Genomic DNA, 22,116 nt, shown 5'->3' with positions numbered 1-22,116 from the left:
CAAGCCCGGTGCGGCGGCTAATCCGGACCGCATCAGCGCCGCCGCCGGCGCCCGGTCGGAGGCGACGTGAACCCCAGTTCGACGAGGTTGGCCACGCGCAGGTCCCGCGCCTGCACGGACGTGTCGCCGAGAACGACCGCGATGATCCGCACGCCACCCCGGTCCGCCGAGGTGACGATGTTGTAGCCTGAGTCCACGGTATAGCCGGTCTTGATCCCGTCCACGCCGCTGATCTTGCCAAGCAGGTGATCGTGGCTGGCGAGCCGATGCGACTGCCAAGTGATCGAGCGCGCGGAGAAGACCGGATACTGGCGCGGGTGGTTCTTCAGCAGCGCCACCGCGAGCCTCGTCATGTCACGCGCGGTGGTGAGGTTGCCGGGATTGGTCAGCCCGCTTGCATTCGCGAAGCTGGTGTTCCTCATGCCGAGCTGCCTCGCCTTCGCGGTCATCAACATGGCGAAGCGGGCCTCGCTGCCGGCAAGCTTCTCCGCAATCGCGACCGCCATGTCGTTGGAGGACCGCACCGCCATCGCCGAGATCGCCGTGCGCACCGATACCGATCGGCCGGCAGGAACACCCAGCCGCGACGGGGGCTGTCGCGCGGCGTTACGCGAAACCGGCACCGCATCGTCGAGCCGAACCTTGCCGGCGTCGAGCGCGTCGAACAGCAGGTACAGCGTCATCATCTTGGTGAGTGATGCGGGGTGACGCACCACGTCGGGCTGCTCGGCGTAGAGCAGCTTGCCGCTGGATGCGTTGAACAGCATTTCCGACACCGGGCGCTCCGCCGCGCGTCGGGCGAGCGCGGGCTGTGCGGCCAGCGCAAGCGCGACGGCGGATGCTGTGGCGAACAAGCGTCCTGGCTGGACACGCGCTAAACAGAACATTGCATTTCCTGAACGATCACAACGGTATCGGTGGCAGACCCGACCTGAACGGGAGCTTGCGCCACATGGGGCATCACCGCAGTTTTCCAAAACGGAATCACCATGCGGACCGGGAAAATGCTTTCCGATCCACGCTTCGCGGCGCACATCTCAGAGGCGTCTTGATCGTGGTTCGGGTATCGTGCGACACCCCCGCGCGTCCGCCGGACGCCATCCGCCATGACCTGGAGCCGCCGACATGAGCACCGACGACCTGATGATCGACACGCCCGACGGGCCGATGACCTTTGCCGAATGGAAGAAGAAGCACCCGGTGCAGGTTCCGTCGCGTCGCACCAAGGGCAAGGATCTGCCGGTGAAGGTGAAACGGTTTACCGACAAATAGAGCCGTCGCCAGACCAACGGCTTGGCGAGACTGGGTGTTCGGTCGCGGATGGCGGACCCGCGGTGCGTTTCGGCCGTTTCAACGGTGACATTTCGAAACGGAGTCTGCCATGCCCCATGAAACCCCCGTATGGTTCATCACCGGTTGTTCGACCGGGTTCGGCCGCGAACTTGCCAAACTGGTGCTCGATCGCGGTCATCGTGCTGTCGTTACCGCGCGTGGAGCGGACCGCGTGGCGGATCTGGTGGAGCATGCGGGTGATCGCGGGCTGGCGCTCGATCTCGACGTTGCCCGGCAGGATCAGATTGATAGCGCCGTCGCCACCGCCAAGGCACATTTCGGCCGCATCGACATTGTCGTCAACAACGCGGGCTACGGCTACCAAAGCTCGGTCGAGGAGGGGGAAGACGCCGAGATCCGCGCGCAATTCGACGTCAACGTCTTCGGCCTGTTCGCGCTGACACGCGCCGTGCTGCCGATCATGCGCGAGCAGCGTTCCGGCCATGTCATCAACATCACTTCGGTCGGCGGCCTGATCGGCTTTGCCGCCTCCGGCTATTACGCCGCGACCAAGCATGCGGTCGAGGGGCTGTCGGACGCGCTTGCGGCCGAGGTCGGGCGACTCGGGATCAAGGTGACCTGTGTCGAACCGGGGCCGTTCCGCACCGATTGGGCGGGCCGCTCGCTGAAGCAGACCGAAAGCCGTATCGCGGATTACGCCGACACCGCCGCTGCGCGGATGAAGACGACCAGCGGCTACAGCGGAAATCAACCGGGCGACCCGGTCCGTGCGGCGCAGGCGATCATCGACCTTACCGAGCGCGCGGAAGCGCCACGCCATTTCGTGCTTGGAAAGTTCGGCATCGATGCCGCAACCGCGAAGCTTCGGGAGCGTATCGACGAGATCGAAAGCCAGCGCGCCGAAAGCCTTGCGACAGACTTCCCGGACGCCGCACAGGATTGAAGCGCTGCCCCGCTGCTGGGCTCGCCACAACGGGCTCGGCAGTTTGGTAGCGCCATCAACGGGCGGGGTTCTATAACCCCGCTCGAGGCGCAAATGCTGGCAGTGACGGCGTTTTTCTGGGTTGACCCAAGCTCTGGTAGATGACAGCTTCGATAAAGATAGCGCTACCAATAAGCGGAGAGGGAACCTGTGAAGCGATCGATCATCGCGCTGCTCGCGTCTGCGAGCATGCTGAACTGTGCGTGCGCGGTACAGGCGCAAACTTTGGCGGTGACCCCGGCGCAGACCCTGGAGACGCAGGGCCTGAGCGTCATCATCGACCAGAACCAGTTCAGCCCGATCTTCTTTGACGAGAAGAATGCCGGCATCCAGATCGTGCTGCATGGCGACCGGATCGCCACCGATGGCGCCATTCGCCTCGACAAGACGCCCGAGCAATGGGCGCCGGTACCCGCCTTCATCAGCCGCACGCTTGGCAGCGAGCCGAACCAGGTGGTGGTGCGCTCCGCCTACAAGGCGCAGAACCTCGCCTACAACGTGAAGGTCACGGCCGAGGGCGAGGGTTTCCGCATCGCCGTCGATCTTGATCAGCCGCTGCCCGCCAGTCTGGCGGGCAAGGTCGGCTTCAACCTGGATTTCTTGCCGTCGGCGTATTTCGGCAAGACGTATCTGATGGACACGGCGCCCGGCCTGTTCCCGCGCCATCCCACCGGCCCGATGGCGAAGGACGGGTCCGGCGATCCGTTGCCGATGGCATCGGGCGGCAAGTCGCTCACGCTCGCGCCGGAGGACCCGCTGACGCGAGTCACCATCACCTCCGACAAGGCGCCGCTCGCGATCTACGATGCCCGCAATCGCGCGCAGAACGGCTGGTTCGTCGTGCGATCGCTGGTGCCCGCCGGCGCGCGCGAGAATGCGATCGTGTGGCACGTCCGCCCCAATGTCGAGAAGAACTGGGTGCGTCAGCCGGTCGTGTCGTTCAATCAAGCGGGCTATACGCCGGATCGCCGCAAGGTTGCGATGATCGAGCTCGACCCCAATTTCAACGCGCCCAAGGAAGCGGAATTGGTCAAGCTCACCGCCGACGGCCGCAAGGAACCGGTGCTGCGCGCCACGCTGATCCCGCGCGGACGCTGGACGCGCTACAATTACGCCGCGTTCGATTTCTCCAGCGTGCGTGAGCCGGGCGTCTATGCCATCTCCTATGCAGGCGCCACGACCAACCCGTTCCGGATCGCTGCCGACGCCTACGGCCACATCTGGCAGGCTTCACTCGACACCTTCCTTGCCGAACAGATGGACCATATGGGCATTCGCGAGCAGTACCGCGTGTGGTCGGCACCCTCGCACCTTGATGATGCCCGGCAGGCACCGGCCAACCATGTGCATTTCGACGGCTACAAGATGGGCCCCAACCTGGATTCTCCGTTCAAGGCGGGGGAGCATATTCCCGGGCTGGCGGTGGGCGGCTGGCAGGATGCCGGCGACTATGACATCCAGACGCCCGAGAATGCGTCGGTCATCCGCGATCTGGTGTGGGCGCGCGAACTGTTCGGGCTCGACTGGGACGAGACCAGCGTCGACGAAGCCGCGCGCGCGGTCGAGATCCGCAAGCCCGATGGCGTCGAGGATGCGGTGCAGCAGATCACCCACGGCACGCTGCAACTGCTCGCCCAGTACAAGACGTTCGGTCATGCCATCGTCGGCATCGTCGATCCGACGCTACGGCAATATGCGCATCTGGGGGACTCCGGCTCGCAGACCGACGGCCTGCTCTACGACCCGGCGCTGAAGCCGGACGAGCGCAAGGACGGCGCGTCCGGCAAGCCCGATGATCGCTGGGCGTTCACCACCGACCTTCCGGCGAACGACCTGTCGATCGCGGGTGCGTTGGCGAGTTCCAGCCGCGCGCTTTCCGCAAGCAACCCGGCACTGGCGGCGGAGGCACTTGCCGCGGCCAAGGCGCTATGGGCGAAGCAGCAGAACGGGACGATCAAGGGCGGCGACGGCCGTGACGATTCCACATCGCCGCGCTCGGCCGAGAACGCCAATGTGGTCGCCACGGTCGAACTGCTCATCACCAGCAAGGGCGATCGCACCTATGCCACGCGGCTGCGGCAGTTGCTGCCGGTGATCCGCCAGCATTTCGAATGGGTCGGCGGCGCGGCGGTCCGGGCGATCCCGTTCATGGACGCGGATTACCGCCAGCAGCTTGCGCCGCTGGTGCGGGCGATGAAGGCGAAGGTGGACAGCACCGTCGTCAACAACCCGTTCGGCGTACCGATCAGCGAGGGGTCGTGGGCCGGGTCCAACCAGGTCGTCAGCTTCGGCACGACCATGTATCTGCTGCATCAGGCATTCCCGGAACTGGTCGGCACCGAATACACGCTGAACGCGATCGATTATGTGCTGGGGCGGCATCCCGCGAACAATCTGTCGTTCGTCTCCACCGTCGGCACCGCGTCGAAACTGATCGGCTACGGTCACAACCGCGCCGACTACAGCTTCATCCCGGGCGGGTTGGAGCCGGGCATGTTGATCGTCAAACCGGACTTTCCGGAGGTAAAGACCGACTGGCCGTTCCTGTGGTTCGAGAACGAATATACCGTCAGCACGACGTCCGCCTATATCCTCGCGGCGCGCGCGGCGATGGCGGCGACCACCGAAAAGCCGTAAGCCGGCAAAACGGGTGAAGCCGGTTCAGGAGACGACGTTGGCAGCGATCGACGCACCGTTCGACATCAACCGGCGCGAAGCGCTGGCGGCGGGCCTCGCGGTGATGACGCCGGCGCTGCTGGCGGCGCGCGCGGCGGAGCGTCGGGCCGACGAGCGGCTGTGGTACCGGCAACCGGCGGGCGCGTGGACCGAGGCGCTGCCGGTCGGCAACGGGCGGCTTGGCGCCATGGTGTTCGGCCGGGTCGGGCAGGAGCGTTTGCAGCTCAACGAGGACACGCTCTGGGCCGGCTCGCCCTACCGCGCCGATAATCCGGAGGCGCTGGCGGCGCTGCCGGAGGTGCGCGCGCTGCTGGCGGCGGGGCGCTACAAGGAGGCCACCGACCTCGCCTCCGCCAAGATGATGGGCAAGCCGATCGCGCAGATGCCGTATGGCTCGCTCGGCGATCTGTTGCTGAACTTTGCCGGGGCGCGCGAGCCGACCGAGTATCGCCGCGCACTGGACCTCGCTTCGGGAATCGCCGCTACGCGCTTCGCCGAAGGGGCGGCGCGGTACACGCGCGAGGTGTTCGCGTCGCACCCGGATCAGGTGGTGGTCGTCCGGCTGGAGGCGGCGGGCGGACGGCTCGACTTCGATCTGGCGTATCGTGCACCGCGTGTGGTGGCAACGCCGCGCGAGCAGTTCGCCGAGGGGACACTGCCGCAGGGCGTCGTCGCGACCGACTGGCTGCTGCGTGTGGATGCGGGCGCGTTGCCGCCGGACGTCACGATCGCGGCGGACGGCGCCGGTGCGATTCTCATCACCGGGCGCAACGTCGCCTCCAGCGGCATTCCTGCCGGGTTGCACTATGCGCTTCGCGTCGTTGCGTTGGGCGATGGCAGGATCGTCGCGGGCGCGGACGGCTTGCACGTGCGCGGGGCCAAGGCGGTCACGCTGCTGATCAGTGCCGCGACCAGCTTTGTGAATTTCCGCGACACCGGCGGCGATGCGATCGCCAAGGCGCGGGCGGCAGGCAAGGCGGCGGAACAACAGACTTATGCGGCCCTGCGCGCGCGCCACATCGCCGATCACGGTGCGTTGTTCGGTGCGCTGAAGATCGACCTCGGTACCAGTGCGGCGGCGGCGCTGCCCACTAACGAGCGGATCGCGGGCGGCGAAAGCGGCAGCGATGCCGGCCTTGCCGCGCTGTACCTGCACTATAGCCGCTATCTGCTGATCGCGTCGTCGCGGCCGGGAACGCAGCCGGCCAACCTGCAAGGGATCTGGAACGAGGGTACCAGCCCGCCGTGGGGCAGCAAATATACGATCAACATCAATACCGAGATGAACTATTGGGCGGCCGATCCCGCCGCGCTGGGCCTGCTCACCGAACCGTTGCTGCGCATGGTCGAGGATCTGTCGGTCACCGGTGCGCAGACCGCGCGCGACATGTACGGCGCGCGCGGCTGGGTGGCGCACCACAACACCGATCTGTGGCGCGCGACCGCGCCGATCGACGGGCCACTGTGGGGGTTGTGGCCGTGCGGCGGTGCATGGCTGTGCAACGCGCTGTTCGACCATTGGGATCATGTGCGCGAGACGGCGCTGCTCGCGCGGGTGTACCCGCTGCTGCGCGGGGCGACGCATTTCTTCCTCGACACGCTGATCGAAGACCCGAAGGGACGTGGGCTGGTGACGTCGCCGTCGCTGTCGCCGGAGAACATGCATCCGTTCGGATCGTCGCTGTGCATCGGCCCGGCCATGGACCGGCAGATCATCCGCGACCTGTTCGCCAACACGCTTGTCGCCGGGCGCCGGCTCGAGCGGGACGATGCGTGGTTGCAGCAGGTCGAGGCCACGCGCGCGCGGATCGCGCCGGACCGGATCGGCAAGGCCGGGCAGCTACAGGAATGGCTGGAGGACTGGGACCTTGAAGCGCCCGAGCCGCACCACCGCCATGTTTCCCACCTCTACGCCGTCTATCCGAGCGGGCAAATCAACGTGCGCGACACGCCAGCCCTGATCGAGGCCGCCAAGGTGAGCCTGCGCCGGCGCGGCGATCTCTCCACTGGCTGGGCGACCGCGTGGCGGGCGTGTTTGTGGGCGCGAATGGGGGAGGGCGACCATGCCCATGCCGTGCTGACGGGTCTGCTCGGACCCAAGCGCACCTATCCGAACATGTTCGACGCGCACCCGCCGTTCCAGATCGACGGCAACTTCGGCGGCAGTGCCGCTATCCTGGAGATGGTGCTGCAATCCTGGGGCGGCGAACTCCACCTGCTGCCGGCGCTGCCGTCCGCCTGGCCGGAAGGGTCGATCGCGGGCTTTCGCGCGCGCGGCGGGTTGCGCGTCGATCTGGCGTGGCGGGGCGGTCGGCCTTCGGCGTTGACGATCCAGGGACCGGCGGGAATGAGCGTCGCCATCCGGCATGGTGCCGAACGCTACAAGGTCGAGATCGCGTCATCAGGGCGATACACGCGGCGCTGGACTTGATAGAGGCTCGACGGGGCTGATCGTGCCATCGTTTGCGTAAGCGCGCGGAGTCCGCCGATGAAGGGGAGACGTGATATCATGAAGACGGTAAGCGGCGCGATCATCGCACTGTTGGCGGTCGCCACCGCAACGACCGCGCAGGCGAAGGACGACCCGCTCGCGCCGACGAGCCGGTGGAGTGCGTATTCGGCGGGCCGCGCGCAGACCCCGCCGATGGGGTGGAGCAGCTGGAACGCCTTCGCGACGGACATCGACGAGGACAAGATTCTCGGTTCGGCGCAGGCGCTCGTTCGGAACGGTTTGGCGGCGAAGGGCTATCGCTACGTCAACATCGACGACGGCTGGTGGGCGCAACGCCGGGTGACCGATGGCCAGCTCCTGATCCGTTCGGCACGCTGGCCCTCAACCGTTAAGGCGGGTGCCGATCCATCCTTCCGGCCGGTCACCGACCGGCTGCACGCGATGGGGCTGAAGGCGGGGATCTACTCCGATCTTGGCCGCAACACCTGTTCGCAGGCCTATTCGCCCGATGATACCGATCTGCCCAAGGGCACGGTCGCCGAGCGGGAGGTTGGGCTTTACGGCCATATCGATCAGGATATCGGACTGTACTTCGCCAAATGGGGGTTCGACTTCATCAAGGTGGACGGCTGTGGCCTGCGCGCCTTTGGGGCGGACAGCGAGAAGGTGGTATCGGGCAAATACCGCGCATTGCCGCCGATCCTGAACATGGAATTTGTCGCGCGATCGAACATCCCGGCGGTGCAGTCGCTGTTCCGGCAGATCAACGCCGCGCTGGTGCGCGACAATCCGGACGGCGATTACCTGCTGTCGCTGTGCATCTGGGGCGCGGCCAACGTGCGCAGCTGGGGCAAGGATTTCGGCAACATCTCGCGTACGAGCGACGATATCAACCCGACCTGGGGGCGGATGCTCACCAATTTCGACAGTGCGGCGAAGCGGGCGCTGTATGCGCATCCGGGATCGTGGAACGACCCGGACATGCTGTACATCGGCAAGGGCGATTTCGACGCGGCGCACCTGACCGAGGCGCGATCACACCTGTCGATGTGGGCGATGATCAACGCGCCGCTGATGATCGGCATGGATCTGCGCACCGCACCCAAGGCGTTGCTCGACGTGTTCGGCAATGCCGAGGTGATCGCGGTCGATCAGGACCCGGCCGGAAATCAGGCGGTGGTCGCGTTCGACAGCGACGAGTTGCAGATCTTCGTCAAGACGTTGAGCAACGGCGACAAGGCGGTGGCGGTGTTCAACCGTGGCGGCGTGCCCATCGACGTCGACCTGACCGCCGCGCACATGAAGTTCAGGAACGCGACCGACATTGCGTTGGTTGATCTGTGGACGGGTGCGCGGCGTAGCTTCCGCGATACCGTGAAGCTGCACCTCGATGGTCACCAGACGTTGCTGTTCCGCGCGCACGGGACGCATGGTCTCGACAACGGCCTCTACCTGTCCGAGCAGCCGGGCAACGTAAACCCGGCGGTGGACGGCGTGGTGCAGCCCGTGCCGGACCCGACGATCCACCGGTCGGCAAGCGGCTGGCAGGGCACGCGCGGTAGCGGCGAGCGGCCGATCTACGCGGGCTGGGGCGGTGCACAGCCGGACAGCGCGCCGTATGGCGAGGCACTGGAGATCGACGGCAAGCTGTTCGCGACCGGGATCGGCGTGCTGGCGAACTCCCGGCTGGAGGTTCGCAACGCCGGGTATCGCCGGTTCACCGCCACCGTCGGTGTCAACGATTCCGCGCGCGACACGGATCGCGCGGCGACGTTCACGGTCTATGGCGACGGCAAGCCACTCGCCACCAGCCGTGCGGTGAAATGGGGGCAGGCGGGGCAGCCGATCACCGCCGATGTCACGGGGGTGAAGATCATCGAGCTGGTCGCACGGGCGGACACGGCCGGTGCGGCGGCACTGCCGGTGACATGGGCCGACGCGGCGCTGCTGACGCGCTGAGCGAGCAGCGTCAGGCCGGGCGGGTGTCGAGGCAGGCGAGCAGCGCTGCCTCGACTTGGCGGATCGGCGCGGGGTCGGGGACCACACCTGCCGCCACCCCACGCAGCGTTTCGCGGGCGTCTGCCCAGCCGGCGGCGTCGCGCGCTTGGGCCGCCCAGCCGGTGGCGCGCGCGACATACTCGTCGGGGGAGGTTGCGATCCCCTCGGGCACGCCGAGGTCGCGCAGCAACCCGGCGGCAAGGCGCTGGCGCAGGAAGCGGCCCTCCAGCGTGACGATCGGCAGGCCGCGCTGGAGCGCCTGCAACGCGGTGGTGAAGCCGGAAAAGGCGGGGCAATCGAGATAAACATGCATCGCGTCGAGAAAGCCGTTGAAGGCCGGCGCGGTCATCCACTCGGTCGTTTTAATGTAGCTATCCGGGTCCAGACCGGCTTGCGCGAAGCTGGCGCGGAGGCGCTCGATGAGCTGCTCGCCGGCCCATCGCTGGCGGTGCGGCATGACGAACCAGAACTCGCAAGCGCCGGCGTCGCGCGCGATCCGCGCCAGCAGCGCGTCATCGGCGGGATCGAACTTGATCGGCTGCTGGCAGATTGCGAAGCGGACGGTACCCGGCGAACGGGGCGGCCCGCGCCACGGCTCGGCAGGTCCGGCGTGCCAGTCGAGACAGACGCCAGTGCGCGGCAGCCGGACCAGCCGCTCGCGATAGTGTTGGTCGGCATCGGCGGCTTCCAGCGCCGCGCCGCTGAAGAACAGGTCGATGGTCGGCAGCCCGGTGGTGATCGGATGGCCCCAGAAGGCGGCCTGCACCGGGGCGAGGCGCTTGGCCGCAAGCGCGCCGGTCACCGCGTCCATGCCGACTTCCGGGTACAGGATGATGTCGGGTTGGTCTTGCGCGATCACCGCCTGCCAGGCCGTCGCCGGGCGGGCGCCGGTGACGAAGTGATCGACAGTGTTCGCCGCCCATTTCGTCTGCGCGTCGGACATTGTGCCGAGGTGATAGAGCGTCACCGCGAACCGGCTGCGGTCGAGATGCGTGAGCAGGCCCTTGAGGATGATCCGCCACACCGGATGATCGCGCACCTGCGCGCTGACGATCGCTAGGCGGATGCGACCGTCACCGGGCGACGCGTGGCGTGGGGACGCGGGCGCTGGGGTGGCGACCAGATCGCCATATTGGCGTAGCGGCGCGGTCACGTCGCCGTTGCGGTAGGCGAGGTAGAAAGGCTGGCTGGTTCCAGCGACCGCATGCAGGCCGGTCGGCGCGCGGCTCGCCCATGCGGCGAGATCGTCCAGCGCGGCGGCGAACGCACCGGGCGTTGCCGCTGCCGCGTCGGCGGTGCGCGGCATCATCGGAATCGCCGTCATCGCCAGCGCCAGCCGTGCATCCGCGCGGTCAGGCCAGCGGGACAACATGGCGCGGTAGGCATCCGCCGCGCCGGCGGCATCTCCGATTTCTTGCAAGGCGTTCCCAAGGTTGAGATAGGCGTCCGCATGGTCGGGAGCGATCGTAATCGCGTGCCGGTAGCAGTGCACCGCCCCACTGAAGTCCTCGCGTTTGGCAAGCGCAAGGCCGAGATTGTTGTGCGCGGCGGGCAGCTTTGCGTCCAGTTCGATCGCCCGGCGATAGCTTGCGATCGCCGCTTCGCCGCTGCCCATCGCGGCGAGGATATTGCCACGGTTGACGTGTTTGCCGGCATCGTGCGGCCGCAGCGTGATGGCGCGGTCGATCGCGGCGAGCGCGGCGGGCAATTCTCCCTGGTGGGCGAGCGCGCCGGCCAGCCCGGCGTGCGCCTCGGCATGGGCGGGCTGAAGCTGCACCGCGCGGGCGTAGGCGGTGCCCGCCTCACTATGCCGGCCGAGCTGGACCAGCACGTTGCCGAGGTTGTTGTGAAACGCCGCGACGCGGTCGTTTTGGGCGATCGCGTCCGCAATAAGCCGCCGCGCGTTGTCGTTATCGCCGCGTTGATGCGCGATCACGCCGAGCAGATGCAGAGCATCGGCATGGCGCGGCTCGATCGCCAGCACGGCACGATAGCCTTGCTCCGCCGCGTCGAGCTGCCCGCTCTGGTGGTGGCGGAGCGCTGCGCCCAGCAGCTCGCGCGGCGTCATCGCACCGTGAAGCGGGATAGGTCGGCATTGTCGGCGGTCGGCCCGGGGCTGTCGGCGCGCAGCGTTCCGGTGGCGGCATCGACGTGAAGATAGCGGTTGGTCTGGAGCGACATCAGCACCGCGCCGCCGCTCATGCTCTCCATCCACTGGAACGTCTGCGCGGGGCCAGGTCCAACCGGCGCCAGCGATACACCGCCATCTGCGGCGACCGTCAACGCGCGGCTACCCTGTACCAGCGCGATCCGGCCAAGCGTGCGATCCTGAACGCTGAAACGCGGCTGCAACAATGCCGGCGTGTGCGTTTCGCCAATCGGGCGCAGCGTAATGTCCTTACCATACGGAATGGCCGGGCGGCTTTCCGGTCTGGCTTCGTGAACGTCGAATCTGGCGAAGTCCGCATGGCCGCCGGCAACGCCGCGCTGATTGTATGCGAACAGGCTGTAGCGGACACCCTGAAAGGTCATCAACTGATAGACCATCGTGAAGTCCGGCCCGAGATCGGTGAAGTGCTGGCCGTCGCTCGAATAGCTGAAGCGGGCCTGCTCGCTGTCGAAGTCGCACGCGGCGCGCAGCCACAGGTGGCTACCGCGCAGCGGAGCGACTGCCACGCGGGCGCCATTTTCGTCGAACCGCACGATCGAAAGGCCGCTCGCGCTGCGCTCCACCCCCAGCCATGCATAGGGGCGGTCGAGGAGGGCGAGCCCGGCGACATCGCCGTCGACAAGGCCGCTCGCGTCGAGTTCCGCCGTGACGGTGGATTGCGGGCCGATCGCGCGCTGGGTGAGGGTGTTGCGGGCCGCGAGGAAATCGGCCGCGGGCAGGGTGTGCAGGCGTAGCGCGCCCGGCCGTTCGCTCAATGACCAGTGCGTGGGATCCGGCACGTGGTTCCACTGCCACACCGCGTTGAGCTTGCCGTCGAAGCTGTCGCTGCGCACGTAAGGCGCGTGTGGCGGCGCGCTGGAGGCGATCGGCTTGACCCAGGTGCGGGGCGAACGCCCAAGATTGCCGGGCAATCCGAAATACGGCCAGCCATCCTTCCACGTCACCGGCGACAGCGCGGTCAGCCGGCCGACCGAATTGCCCTCGAACATCGACCAGCCCCACCAGTCGCCTTTCGGTGTCTGGATGATGCCGCCCTGATGCATCGACAGGTGGTCGCGGTCACTAGGATCCGGCGGGAGGATGTGCGCGACATCCTTGCCGCCGGCGAGGTGATAGCCCTTGCGCTCGCCGAAATCCTCATGCTCGCTGATCGACGGATTGATCTCCCACGGACCGAGCGGCGAGGGCGCGCGCGCGGCGGGCATGCGGAAGCTGCCGGCATATTCGGCGGTGGTGATGTAATAGGTCTTGCCGAACTTGTAGAAATGCGATCCCTCGCCGAGGCCGGTGCCCTTTTGGGTAATGATCCGCTCGCTGCCCGGCACGATGTCGGTCAGGCTGGCGTCGAGTTGCGCGAGATGCAGTTCCTGATAGCCCCATACGACGTAGACCTTGCCGTCATCGTCGAACAGCACCGACAGGTCGTGAAAGGTCCGCTTCATCGGCGTGCGCGTCCACGGCCCCTTGGGCGAGCGTGCGGTGAACATCTGCGTGGTGGCGTGGTTGACGTTGCTGAAGATGTAGAAGGTGCCGTCGTGATAGCGGAAGCTCGGCGCCCATATGCCCTGTCCGTAAATGCTCTTGCCGCCCTCCAGCCGGTACGCCGGGCCGAGATCGAGCGTGTCGAGCGCGTAGCCGACGAAATCCCAGTTCACCATGTCCTTCGAATGGAGGATCGGCAGGCCCGGCATCGCATGCATGGTCGTGCCGGTGAGGTAGAAATCGTCGCCGACCCGGATCATGTCCGGATCGGAAAATTCATCGTAGAATAACGGGTTGGTGTAGGTGCCGTTGCCGTTATCGGCGGTCCAGGTCGGGCCTTGCGCCGCCATCACGCTCCATGGTGCGACCAGCACGCAAATGCCCGCGATCAGCGCACGCCGTGTCCGCGCGCAAAGCTTAACCGTATTCGTCATCCTGCCGTCTTACCGCTCGAACTTCAGATTGGCACTGAAGAATGGCAGCACATTCTCCTGAACGCGCGTCGCGACGTTGCTGGTATGCGTGCCGGGGTAGATGGTGAAGCTGTTGGCGATCCCGTAATCTGTCATCACCTGATGCAGCTTGGCGGCATCGACCTTGAGCCCGTCCTGATCGCCGACGTCGATGGCGATGGCGCGGTATTGCTTGAGGTTGCCGATATACTGATCGACGAAGGCGAGCGGCGCGTTCGCTGCCCATTTCGCGAGGACATCGGGCTGCACGACGCCGTTCTTGGTGGGCAGATCGAGATAGAGCGGCGGCGCCTTCGGGTCGGGCGACCACGCCGCGGCGGAGGCAAGCTGCGCGCGCAGCATGAACGGGAGCGTCGCGGAGTCGGCGGGCGACTTCAACGCCTCCAGCGTCGCCGCCGCCGCCGGGTCGATCGTGCCGGCGGTCCGCGCGGAGAGGCAGCACGGGCTCATCATATAGATCGCGCCGTACATGTCCGGGTGCTTCATGCCGATCCGCGCGGTGCCGTAGCCGCCCATCGAATGTCCGGCGAGACCGCGACTGTCCCGGTTGGCGATGGTGCGATAGTGCGCGTCGATATAGCGGATCAGGTCGCGCGACACGAACGTCTCGAAGTCGCCGGTCGTCATCGAACTCGAATACATCGAGCCGTTATGGATGGTCTTCGAATCCGGGAGGACGAGGATCATCTCCTTGCTGCCCTTGGCGAACGCACCGGCGCTGGCCTCGGTCAGGTGGATTTCCTTGCTCCACTGCTCCGCGCCGATCGAATAGCCGTGCAGCGCGTACACCACCGGATACCGTCGCTTCGGCGACGCGGCGTAGCTCGGCGGCAGCACCACCAGAACGTCGCGATCCGCCGACTCCCCTTCGAGATTGCCTTCGATCGATGGCGCGTGGACTTTGATGTGCTCGATCGTCACCGGCCGCGCATTGGGCACGGCGGGCGGCGGGTTGGTGGCGACCTGCGCCGCGACCGCGACCGGCATGGCGGCGGTGAGCAGCAGCGCGAGCGGCCAATGGCGGAAGCGGGAGCGGATCGAGGGCATCGTGGGAAGTCCTTGCGAGCGGAACGGGGTGAGCGGGTGACGGATCAGGGGGTCTTGAACGTCCAGCGGCCCTTGTCGCTCGTCGGATCGAAGGCGGCGAGCGTCGGGGTGCTTGCACCGATCGCCATCAGCGCAAGGTCGCCGCCGTCTGTCGGGCGGAGCTTCGGCGAGATGCGGTAGCTGCCGTCGGTCAACTGGTCGATCCGCCACAATTGCGCAGGCGCACCGGTGAAGGCGGGCACCGCCTCGACCTCATTGTCCGGCGTGGCGGCGAGTGCGCGGGTCGTGCCGGCGATCAGGATCTTGTAATAGGGTGCGCCCATGTAGCCGCCTGCATCGGCGACCGGGGTGATCGTCCACTGCTGGTGCGGGCGGATCATGTATTCGCCCATATCGACCGCGACACGGCCGCTCGGCCAGCCGGCCGAATCCTGTGCAAGCGTCTGGTCCGGGATCGGTACGATCGGCTCGCCCGGTTTGGCGAAGAACGAGCGCCGGAAGTCGAAGGGGATACGCACGAAATCCACGTCGAGCTGAAGCGCGTTGCCGCTCCGCTCCGACGCGATCTCATAGGTGCCCGCTTTGAGGTTCTCACCCGCCATCGGCCAGCCGTCGCGCCACAGCAGCGGCTGGATCGCCAACACGCTACGACCGCTGCGATCCATGTCGGCTTCGTAATGCATCGAGAACTTCTCGGTGCCGCCGCCAAGGTCGATCAGGCCGAAATGCCCAGGGCCGAACACCCGCCCGCGCCCGTCGATCACCAGCTTGCCGCCGCCCTTCAGCAGCGGCACGCCCATGTTGTCGAGGTACGGTCCGGTCGGTGAGCGCGCGCGGCCGACACGAATGTTGTAGGAGGAATTGGGGCCATCACAGCAGGTGCCGTGCGTGCCGAGCAGATAATACCAGCCGTCGCGGAACAGCAGGTCGGTCGCCTCCATGTCGATCGCGACGTCGACCGGCTGGTTGCCGGGCAGACGGCCGCCGGTCTTGGGGTCAAGCTCGACGATGCGGATGAAGCCGAAATAGGTGCCGTAACTGAGCCACAGGTGGCCCCCGGTGTAGAGGAAAGCGGGATCGATCGCGTCGGCATCCTCGACACCGTCGCTCGACGCGACCGTGCCGACATCGTGGTAGCCGAATTGGGGCGACTTGGGGTCGAGCGACTTGGTCCACATCACCTTGACGTCGCTGGCGTGGCCGCCGTTCATGCCGCCGCCGCCGACCGCATAGGCGACGTAGTAGCGATCGCCGATCTTGACGACATCGGGCGCGACGCCGCCACCGGGCCGCTCGCCACCGCTGTGCCAGGTCCAGCCGTCTTCGGACACCAGCCCGCCGCGACCCGTGCCGAACGTGTAGTATTTCCCGTCCGACAGCGTGATGGTGGAGGGATCGTGGATGAAGGGTTCGCCGGCCAGTTGCGCGTGCGCGCCGCCGGTGCCGGTAATCAACGCCGCAAGGCCAAGCGCGACGGTGGCGAAATGCTTCATGGCGGTTCCTGCCTTCGGTGCGGGTTGGGGATGGCGGATGCGCATCACTTCACGTCCACGGTGATGTCGCGGATCGGCTTGCCGTCCTCATCGACGAAGCGGACGCAGAAATCGCTCAGGCCCGGCCCGTTGATGACCGCGCCGCGCAGGACGTTGCGGCCCTTGTTCAAGGTGATGCGGGGCGAAAGCACGTCGTCCATCACCATGCGCCGGTCGCCCGACAGCGTGACCGCTTCCTTGCCGTTCAGCCACCACATCGACGCAGCGTTGGAGCCGACCGCGAGCCGGACGTTCCTGCGCTCACGCGGGCTGGTGATGACGGTGACCGCCTGGAAGATCACGCCATAGGTCGGCTTGCCCAGGGCTTGCGCGAAGTTGAACAGCTTCACGTCGAACGGCACCGCGTCGAGCGCATGCCAGCGCAGCGGCGTGGCCACCGTGACCGTGTCGCCGTCACGCGGCACCGCCGTCATCTGGCCCGGGAAATATTTGGTGGTGAGCGCGGTGCGCACGTAGCTGCCGGTGAAGCCCGAATTGCTGCGGTTTGGCTTGACGATCGGTTCGAGCAGCAGCCAGCGCTGGAGAAAGCCGTCCGCATCCGGCGCCTTCGCCCCCGTCGTGACCGGCTGGAAATAGGGTGCGAGCCGGTCGGGCGTGGTGGTCTGAGCCGTGGCTGCGCCGCCCCCACACAGCGCGGCGGCGGCAATCGCGGCAAGCAGCGGAAGCCGGAAGCTCTCTCTTTGTCTCGAAACCATCAGATATCTCCTTGAGAGCACGCGATTACCGTTTGGCGAGCAAGCCGTTGGTGTCGAGCCAGCGCATCATTGCCTCGAACCAGCCGGTGCTGGTGGTGCCCGCCTTGCCGAGCCCGAAGCCGTGGCCGCCATGTTCGTAGAGGTGGAACTCGACCGGGCGGTCCGCCTGCTGCCACGAGTCGATCAGGCCGAACCCCTTGTGCGCGAACAACGGGTCGTCGCTCGCCAGCACCGCGAACATCGGCGGTGCGTCGGCTGGCACCTTGACCGCCTCCATCGACCCATAGATCGGCGCGATGAAGGCGGGCTTCGTGTCCGGCGCGGAGAGTGCGACCGCCATCGTCGTCATCGCGCCCGCCGAGAAGCCGATCATGCCGATCCGCGTCGGATCGACGTGCCACTGCGCCGCGCGCGACCGCACCAGCGCGAACGCCGCCCGCGCATCGGCGATCTGGTTCGACAGGCCGGCAACCGCGTCCTCGGGCTTCAGCCGTGAGTCGGGGCGGCCGGCGCTGGCGAACATTTCCGTCACCGCCTGTTCGAACTGCGGCATCGGCCCCGGTGTCGGCTTCAGGCGATATTTCAGCACGAAGGCGGCGATGCCGCGCGCCGCGAACGCCTTGGCGACGCGCCAGCCCTCATTCTCCATCGACAGCATCAGGAAACCGCCGCCCGGCGCGACGATCACCGCTGCGCCGGTCGCCTTGGCAGGATCGGGCAGGAACGGGGTAAGCGTGGCGCTGCTGACGTTGCGCGTCATCGCGACGCCATACTGGCTGAACCACGCCTCGGGCGCGGTCGATCCGGCCACGCCGCCGGTGTTCAGCGCGATCGCGCCGGGTTCGGCGGGCGCTGCCATCGGCACCATCCGTGCATCCTGCGCGACGGCGGGAATGGAGACGGCGCAGGTCGCACCGGCGAGGGCCAAGCCGAGAAGATGATGGAAGAACCGCATGCGTTTCCGTTCCTGTGTCTGGTCGGGGAGGTGTCGGTCAGCCGAGCAGAATGCGCCGCGGGGTGCCCTCGGGATCGTCGACCATCCGGCACTGGCTATCGAACACCATCGTCTGGCAGCGGGTCGGGTCGCTCGGCGTCCAGGCGAGGCCGGGCTGGCTGGGGTTGCCGGTTCGCGCGAACGTCGCCCAGGCGGTCGCCATCGTGCGCGCCAGTCGCTGGGCATCGGGCGTGTTGCCGGTGCCCTGATCGCAGCGGGCGGTGTTGTCGAAACAGAAGGCGAGGTCGGCGGTGTGCCAGGCACCCGCCACGCCATCCAGTTGCGGCGACTGCCACTGGAACAGATACTGGTACACCGGCGCTGCCCGCTGGGCATATTTGAGCGCGACCATCGCCTGCACGCGGTTACGCCCGGCGAGCCCCTGAACGCCGTAGGACAAGGTGCGGATCGCCTTTTCCGGGTGGGCCTGTTTCATCGCGGCGATCAGCGCATCGGCCTTGGTCGCGCCCATCTGCTTGGTGAGGTCTGCGCGCCATTCCGCCTCGCTCGGGTTCGAGCCGAAGCGCATGCCTTCTTCGCTGACGTTGCCGATCATCACCGGCACGTCGCGCGAGATTTCGGGGGCAACATCGGCGAAGGAGCGCACGTCGATGATCTTGCCATCGAGGGTCGGACCCCAGCCGACGCGAGGCGTCGCGGACGGCCCGGGCATGCCGCGCATCGGCCCGTTGATTTCGGTGGCGACTTTGTTGCCGGCATCGAACAACGTCTCCCACTCCGCCTTCTGGAGCGCAGCGATATCCTTGGTTCCGAGTTCGCGCATTAGCCGTCGCGAGAAGTCGCGCGACTGTTCGGCGGAAGGGATCGCGCCGCCGCCGCCGGACTGGACGGCCGCACGGTGGATCAGCCCCTTGCCGGCCGGCATGCCGAGCAAGGTCGTCACCTTGGAACCGCCGCCGGACTGGCCGTAGATCATGATCTTGCTGGGATCGCCACCGAAGTTCGCGATATTCTCCTGCACCCAGCGCAGCGCCGCGATGCAGTCGGTCATGCTGACGTTGACGGATCCGTCATAGGCGCTGCCGCCGACCTCGGTCAGATCAAGGAAGCCGAGTACGTTGAGGCGATGGTTGATCGATACCTGTACGACATCGTGGTGCCGCGCCATCTGCGCGCCATCGTGCGAGGCGAGTTCGTAGGACGAACCGAAGCTGTAGCCGCCGCCATGGAAGTACACCATCACCGGGCGGCTGCCGCTGAGCGACGGCGTCCAGACGTTGAGCTTCAGCATGTCCTCGCCGAGGAAACCGTCCGTCCACTGCTGTAGGAAGGTATGCTCGACAGCGCGAAAATTATGCAGCGTCTGCGGGCAGTTGGCGCCATAGGCGAGGGCGTTGTACGGTTCGTTCCAGCGTTTCGGCGGCTTGGCCGGCAACCAGCGGTTCTCGCCGCCGGTGTCGTCGCCGTACGGCACGCCTTTGAAGGTGAAGACGCCGTTCGAGACATAGCCGCGCACCGGGCCATATTGCGTTTTCGCAACCGCGTCGGGCGGGGTGGAACAGGTTCCTGCGGACGTGTTGGCAGTCGCGCGGGCAGCGGCGGAAGCAGCGCGGGGAGCGGCCAATCCGGCGGTGGCTACAGCGGAGGCGAACAGCGCCTGGCGGCGGTCGAACAGCGCGTCTTTGCGGCTCATGCTTCTCTCTCCCATGCGTGCCGCTTCATGGTTGGCGGCTTGTGCAGTGTGATCGTGTCGGGGTCGGCAGGCGATATTCAAGGGTGCCGGCGGGGTGCTACGATGCTATTCCGCGTGGCTGCCGCGCTTGCAACCGGACTTTGCTGAGGCTGCGATGTTGCCACGAGCCGGGGCGTTGCGGATGTTCCGGAAACGTAGCGCGGTTCGCGATTGTTCAGACTCTCCCCCCTCGCGTGCGGAGCCGTTTCACTCGGCTTCCGGCGGCGAATGTCTCACCGCGTTAGTAGGGCTAATGGTATCGCTATCATCCATGTGTCGCAAGATATTTATCATAACAGTTCGCGGTTTGCCGGTGGCGGCTACGGGCGCGTGACGCCGGCGTCGTCCATCACCTTGCGGACTTCAGCCGGCCATTGACCCTTGGCGACGGCGACGTTGTCGATCGCGCGGTTGTTCAGATAGTCGGTCCAGGTGCCGGTGCGCTTGCCCGAGTCGAACCAGTTGCCCTGCGCCAGATTGTCGAGCGCGGTGCGGCTCGGCAGGGCGAAATCCTGTGAGTTGAGGTTGAGCCACACGCCCACGTTGCTGACGACGTTGTTGCGGATCGTCACGTAGCGCGATCCTTCGTCGAGATAGAAGGCGATGCCCCCCGGAACGTCATACACGTAGTTGTCGGCCAGCAGCGCGCCCGGGTCCGCCGACAGGTGGTAGATCGCGCCGCCGTCGGGAAACCATTGCTTCACGTCATGCACGCGGTTGCCGGTGACGACAGTGTCGCGCAGCGTGGTCGGCGTGTCGTAGGTGCGGTTGCCCGGTGCGTCGTAATAGCCACGACTTACGGCGTAGTAGACCGGGCTGCCGCCGGGATCGTTGGTGCCCCAACCCCAGCCGATATCGATCCCGTCATAGGGCGCGCCCGACACATCGTTATGCGCGATGATCGTGCCGGTCGCGTAGGTGACGAGGATCGCGGCCTGCTCGCGGTAGGCTTGCGAAACGGTGTGGATCACGTTGTCGCGGATCTGGATGTGGCGGATCGCCATTTCCGGGCGGGACGGGTGGTGCGCGTCGGGTGTGACCCCGCCGACCATGATCGCGCCACCGGCAAGGTCGGTGAAGCGCGAGCGGCGCACCTCGACCGCCGCCGCGCCAAGGCCGATGCCGCTGTCGTTCGCGTCGGCATTGTTGCCGATGCCGAGAGCGATCTGGCCGAGTTGGGTGAACTCGTCGCCATCGAACACGATGCGGCTGGCGGCGGCGACCTGCACGGCGGCGGGCTGTTGACGGAAGTGGTTGCGCATCGCCTCGAACGGCCAGCATCCCCACGAACAGTCGCGGACCGGATCGGCGGGATAGCCCGGCACGTCCCCGGCGAGATAGGCGCCGCTCTGCTGGCTGGCATAGCCCTCCGGCCCCGAGGGTTGCAGCCAGCTGGTGTGGCGGAAGCTGATTCCGCGGAACTGGAGATCGCGCACCGGCACATCATAGCTGCCGCTGATCGACATCAGCGATTCCAGTCTGGGAAGCACCACCGCGACATGATGCATGTCCTGCCCGGGAAGCGGCTTGTAATAGAGCTTGCCCGCCGCCGGATCGGCGAACCACTGGCCGCCCTCGCGCAGGAAGGGAAGGGCGTTGACGAAGAACAGCGCGGCGTTGTCGCCCCACACCGAGCGCGCGGCCGTATCGAAGCCGATCAGATTGTTGCGCCAGCCGGGCTGCTGCATGATGATGCGCGTACCCTCGATGCGATCGACCATGGCGTGGCGATCGGTGAACCAACCGGTGCTCTCGACCTCGGCGCGGTGTTGATCGGGCAGGTCCGCGAGGAAGCGCCACGCCGGATCGGTGATGTCCAGCCCCCATTCGTGGAAGGTGAAGGCGCTGCGCGGCGCGCGGACGCTCGCGCGTGCCGCCATGTGCCCGTCGACCCACAACTGGCGGGGATCGGCGCCGCGCGGTATCGCGGCCGTCCAGATGCCGCGTTTCACATCGGCAAGCGCCCAGCCGCCGACGGGCGTGCCGCCGGACAGCACCGGATGCGCACCGGCGGCCGCCTCCCAGCGCACGGTGAAGCCGTTCTGCCCGCCATCCGCGGCGGTGAAGCGCAAAGGTGCATCGAGCCGATAGATGCCGTCGCCAAGGCGTACCGTGACGTCATGATCCGCGTTGAGCCGCCGCACCGCCGCCTGTGCCCGCGCGATCGTCGCAAATGGCCGCGCGGGCGATCCGTCGGCGCTGTCCGACCCGGTGGGAGACACCGCGAGTACCACCGGAACTGGAGCTGGTCGGCTCCAGATGTGGATATTGTTTGCGGATTGTTCGTGGCTGGCCACAGGCGGACGATAGTCCGGGATCGGCAGGGTAGGCAGCGTCTGCGCGAGCGCGGCTGCCGGCGCTGCTACCGCGACCAGGGTGCTGACGGACAGGATCTGGCGACGCGGGCGTTCGATATGGGGCATAGCGGCAATGTGTCGCACGGGAAGCGAGGGGAGCGCCACGGTAATATGCGATTTTCGCCGCGTGCGGCAGCAGCGGCTATACCGTCGGGCAGACCCCGCAAAAATCGTGCGGCCGCGCAAATAATACGTTGTAAACTACAACAGTTGTAAGTAGCACCATTCCTGATTGACGCGCAGATCGTCAG

General features: G+C 66.7%; 14 protein-coding genes. 5 read left to right on the top strand and 9 right to left on the bottom strand.

Annotation, left to right across the window (positions count from 1 at the left end):
- Positions 1-32 precede the first annotated feature (32 nt).
- Entirely contained in the window at positions 33-854 is an 822-nt protein-coding gene (locus tag L8F97_RS14400) for a D-alanyl-D-alanine carboxypeptidase family protein (RefSeq protein WP_242151499.1), read from the bottom strand.
- Positions 855-1,125: 271 nt separating this feature from the next.
- Between L8F97_RS14400 and L8F97_RS14395 the strand changes: the two genes are divergently transcribed.
- The 5 genes from L8F97_RS14395 (at position 1,126) to L8F97_RS14375 (ending at position 9,362) form a co-directional block, all read left to right on the top strand.
- Complete coding sequence (locus L8F97_RS14395; protein ID WP_242151496.1) at positions 1,126-1,272, top strand: hypothetical protein; 147 nt, start codon at positions 1,126-1,128, stop codon at positions 1,270-1,272.
- A gap of 109 nt (positions 1,273-1,381) precedes the next feature.
- Positions 1,382-2,236: an oxidoreductase gene (locus tag L8F97_RS14390; RefSeq protein ID WP_242151492.1), complete on the top strand. Its 855-nt coding sequence runs from the start codon at positions 1,382-1,384 to the stop codon at positions 2,234-2,236.
- A 189-nt stretch (positions 2,237-2,425) separates the two neighbouring features.
- The gene (locus tag L8F97_RS14385) at positions 2,426-4,912 is read left to right on the top strand and encodes a glycoside hydrolase family 9 protein (RefSeq protein ID WP_242151491.1); all 2,487 of its coding nucleotides are present in this window, start codon (positions 2,426-2,428) and stop codon (positions 4,910-4,912) included.
- 37 nt (positions 4,913-4,949) lie between these two features.
- A complete protein-coding gene (locus L8F97_RS14380; protein ID WP_242151488.1) occupies positions 4,950-7,382 on the top strand; it encodes a glycosyl hydrolase family 95 catalytic domain-containing protein in 2,433 nt (810 codons plus the stop codon).
- A gap of 78 nt (positions 7,383-7,460) precedes the next feature.
- Positions 7,461-9,362: an NPCBM/NEW2 domain-containing protein gene (locus L8F97_RS14375; RefSeq protein ID WP_242151484.1), complete on the top strand. Its 1,902-nt coding sequence runs from the start codon at positions 7,461-7,463 to the stop codon at positions 9,360-9,362.
- A gap of 10 nt (positions 9,363-9,372) precedes the next feature.
- Here L8F97_RS14375 and L8F97_RS14370 read toward each other — a convergent pair whose 3' ends face one another.
- The 8 genes from L8F97_RS14370 to L8F97_RS14335 all read right to left on the bottom strand — a co-directional run bounded on the left by L8F97_RS14370 (position 9,373) and on the right by L8F97_RS14335 (position 21,931).
- Positions 9,373-11,469, bottom strand: coding sequence for a tetratricopeptide repeat protein (locus L8F97_RS14370; RefSeq protein WP_242151478.1), 2,097 nt, complete (start codon positions 11,467-11,469; stop codon positions 9,373-9,375).
- Positions 11,466-13,487, bottom strand: a complete 2,022-nt coding sequence (locus L8F97_RS14365) for a glycoside hydrolase 43 family protein (protein WP_242151469.1) — start codon at positions 13,485-13,487, stop codon at positions 11,466-11,468. Before L8F97_RS14365 ends, L8F97_RS14370 begins: the two co-directional genes overlap by 4 nt.
- A 9-nt stretch (positions 13,488-13,496) precedes the next feature.
- Complete coding sequence (locus tag L8F97_RS14360; protein WP_242151461.1) at positions 13,497-14,573, bottom strand: alpha/beta hydrolase; 1,077 nt, start codon at positions 14,571-14,573, stop codon at positions 13,497-13,499.
- 44 nt (positions 14,574-14,617) lie between these two features.
- Positions 14,618-16,066: a family 43 glycosylhydrolase gene (locus L8F97_RS14355; protein WP_242151458.1), complete on the bottom strand. Its 1,449-nt coding sequence runs from the start codon at positions 16,064-16,066 to the stop codon at positions 14,618-14,620.
- 44 nt (positions 16,067-16,110) lie between these two features.
- Positions 16,111-16,821, bottom strand: coding sequence for an acetylxylan esterase (locus tag L8F97_RS14350; RefSeq protein ID WP_242151457.1), 711 nt, complete (start codon positions 16,819-16,821; stop codon positions 16,111-16,113).
- Between the two features lie 25 nt (positions 16,822-16,846).
- Positions 16,847-17,776: an alpha/beta hydrolase gene (locus tag L8F97_RS14345; RefSeq protein ID WP_242151453.1), complete on the bottom strand. Its 930-nt coding sequence runs from the start codon at positions 17,774-17,776 to the stop codon at positions 16,847-16,849.
- 37 nt (positions 17,777-17,813) lie between these two features.
- Positions 17,814-19,469, bottom strand: coding sequence for a carboxylesterase/lipase family protein (locus L8F97_RS14340; RefSeq protein WP_242151450.1), 1,656 nt, complete (start codon positions 19,467-19,469; stop codon positions 17,814-17,816).
- A 359-nt stretch (positions 19,470-19,828) separates the two neighbouring features.
- Positions 19,829-21,931 (bottom strand): right-handed parallel beta-helix repeat-containing protein, encoded by a 2,103-nt coding sequence (locus tag L8F97_RS14335; RefSeq protein WP_242151447.1) that lies wholly within the window; start codon positions 21,929-21,931, stop codon positions 19,829-19,831.
- Positions 21,932-22,116: the final 185 nt, after the last annotated feature.

Origin of the sequence: Sphingomonas sp. BAUL-RG-20F-R05-02 (genome assembly GCF_022662305.1) — a bacterium.
Classification (GTDB): domain Bacteria; phylum Pseudomonadota; class Alphaproteobacteria; order Sphingomonadales; family Sphingomonadaceae; genus Sphingomonas.
Note: the sequence above shows the minus strand (reverse complement) of the source record. Positions and strands in the feature narration are given on the sequence as shown.

Excerpts from the sequence above, each read along its gene's own strand:
- L8F97_RS14395 (WP_242151496.1), top strand. The coding sequence starts at position 1,126 with ATGAGCACCGACGACCTGATGATCGACACGCCCGACGGGCCGATGACC.
- L8F97_RS14390 (WP_242151492.1), top strand. The coding sequence starts at position 1,382 with ATGCCCCATGAAACCCCCGTATGGTTCATCACCGGTTGTTCGACCGGG.
- L8F97_RS14375 (WP_242151484.1), top strand. The coding sequence starts at position 7,461 with ATGAAGACGGTAAGCGGCGCGATCATCGCACTGTTGGCGGTCGCCACC.
- L8F97_RS14370 (WP_242151478.1), bottom strand. The coding sequence starts at position 11,469 with ATGACGCCGCGCGAGCTGCTGGGCGCAGCGCTCCGCCACCACCAGAGC.
- L8F97_RS14365 (WP_242151469.1), bottom strand. The coding sequence starts at position 13,487 with ATGACGAATACGGTTAAGCTTTGCGCGCGGACACGGCGTGCGCTGATC.
- L8F97_RS14360 (WP_242151461.1), bottom strand. The coding sequence starts at position 14,573 with ATGCCCTCGATCCGCTCCCGCTTCCGCCATTGGCCGCTCGCGCTGCTG.
- L8F97_RS14355 (WP_242151458.1), bottom strand. The coding sequence starts at position 16,066 with ATGAAGCATTTCGCCACCGTCGCGCTTGGCCTTGCGGCGTTGATTACC.
- L8F97_RS14350 (WP_242151457.1), bottom strand. The coding sequence starts at position 16,821 with ATGGTTTCGAGACAAAGAGAGAGCTTCCGGCTTCCGCTGCTTGCCGCG.
- L8F97_RS14345 (WP_242151453.1), bottom strand. The coding sequence starts at position 17,776 with ATGCGGTTCTTCCATCATCTTCTCGGCTTGGCCCTCGCCGGTGCGACC.
- L8F97_RS14340 (WP_242151450.1), bottom strand. The coding sequence starts at position 19,469 with ATGAGCCGCAAAGACGCGCTGTTCGACCGCCGCCAGGCGCTGTTCGCC.
- L8F97_RS14335 (WP_242151447.1), bottom strand. The coding sequence starts at position 21,931 with ATGCCCCATATCGAACGCCCGCGTCGCCAGATCCTGTCCGTCAGCACC.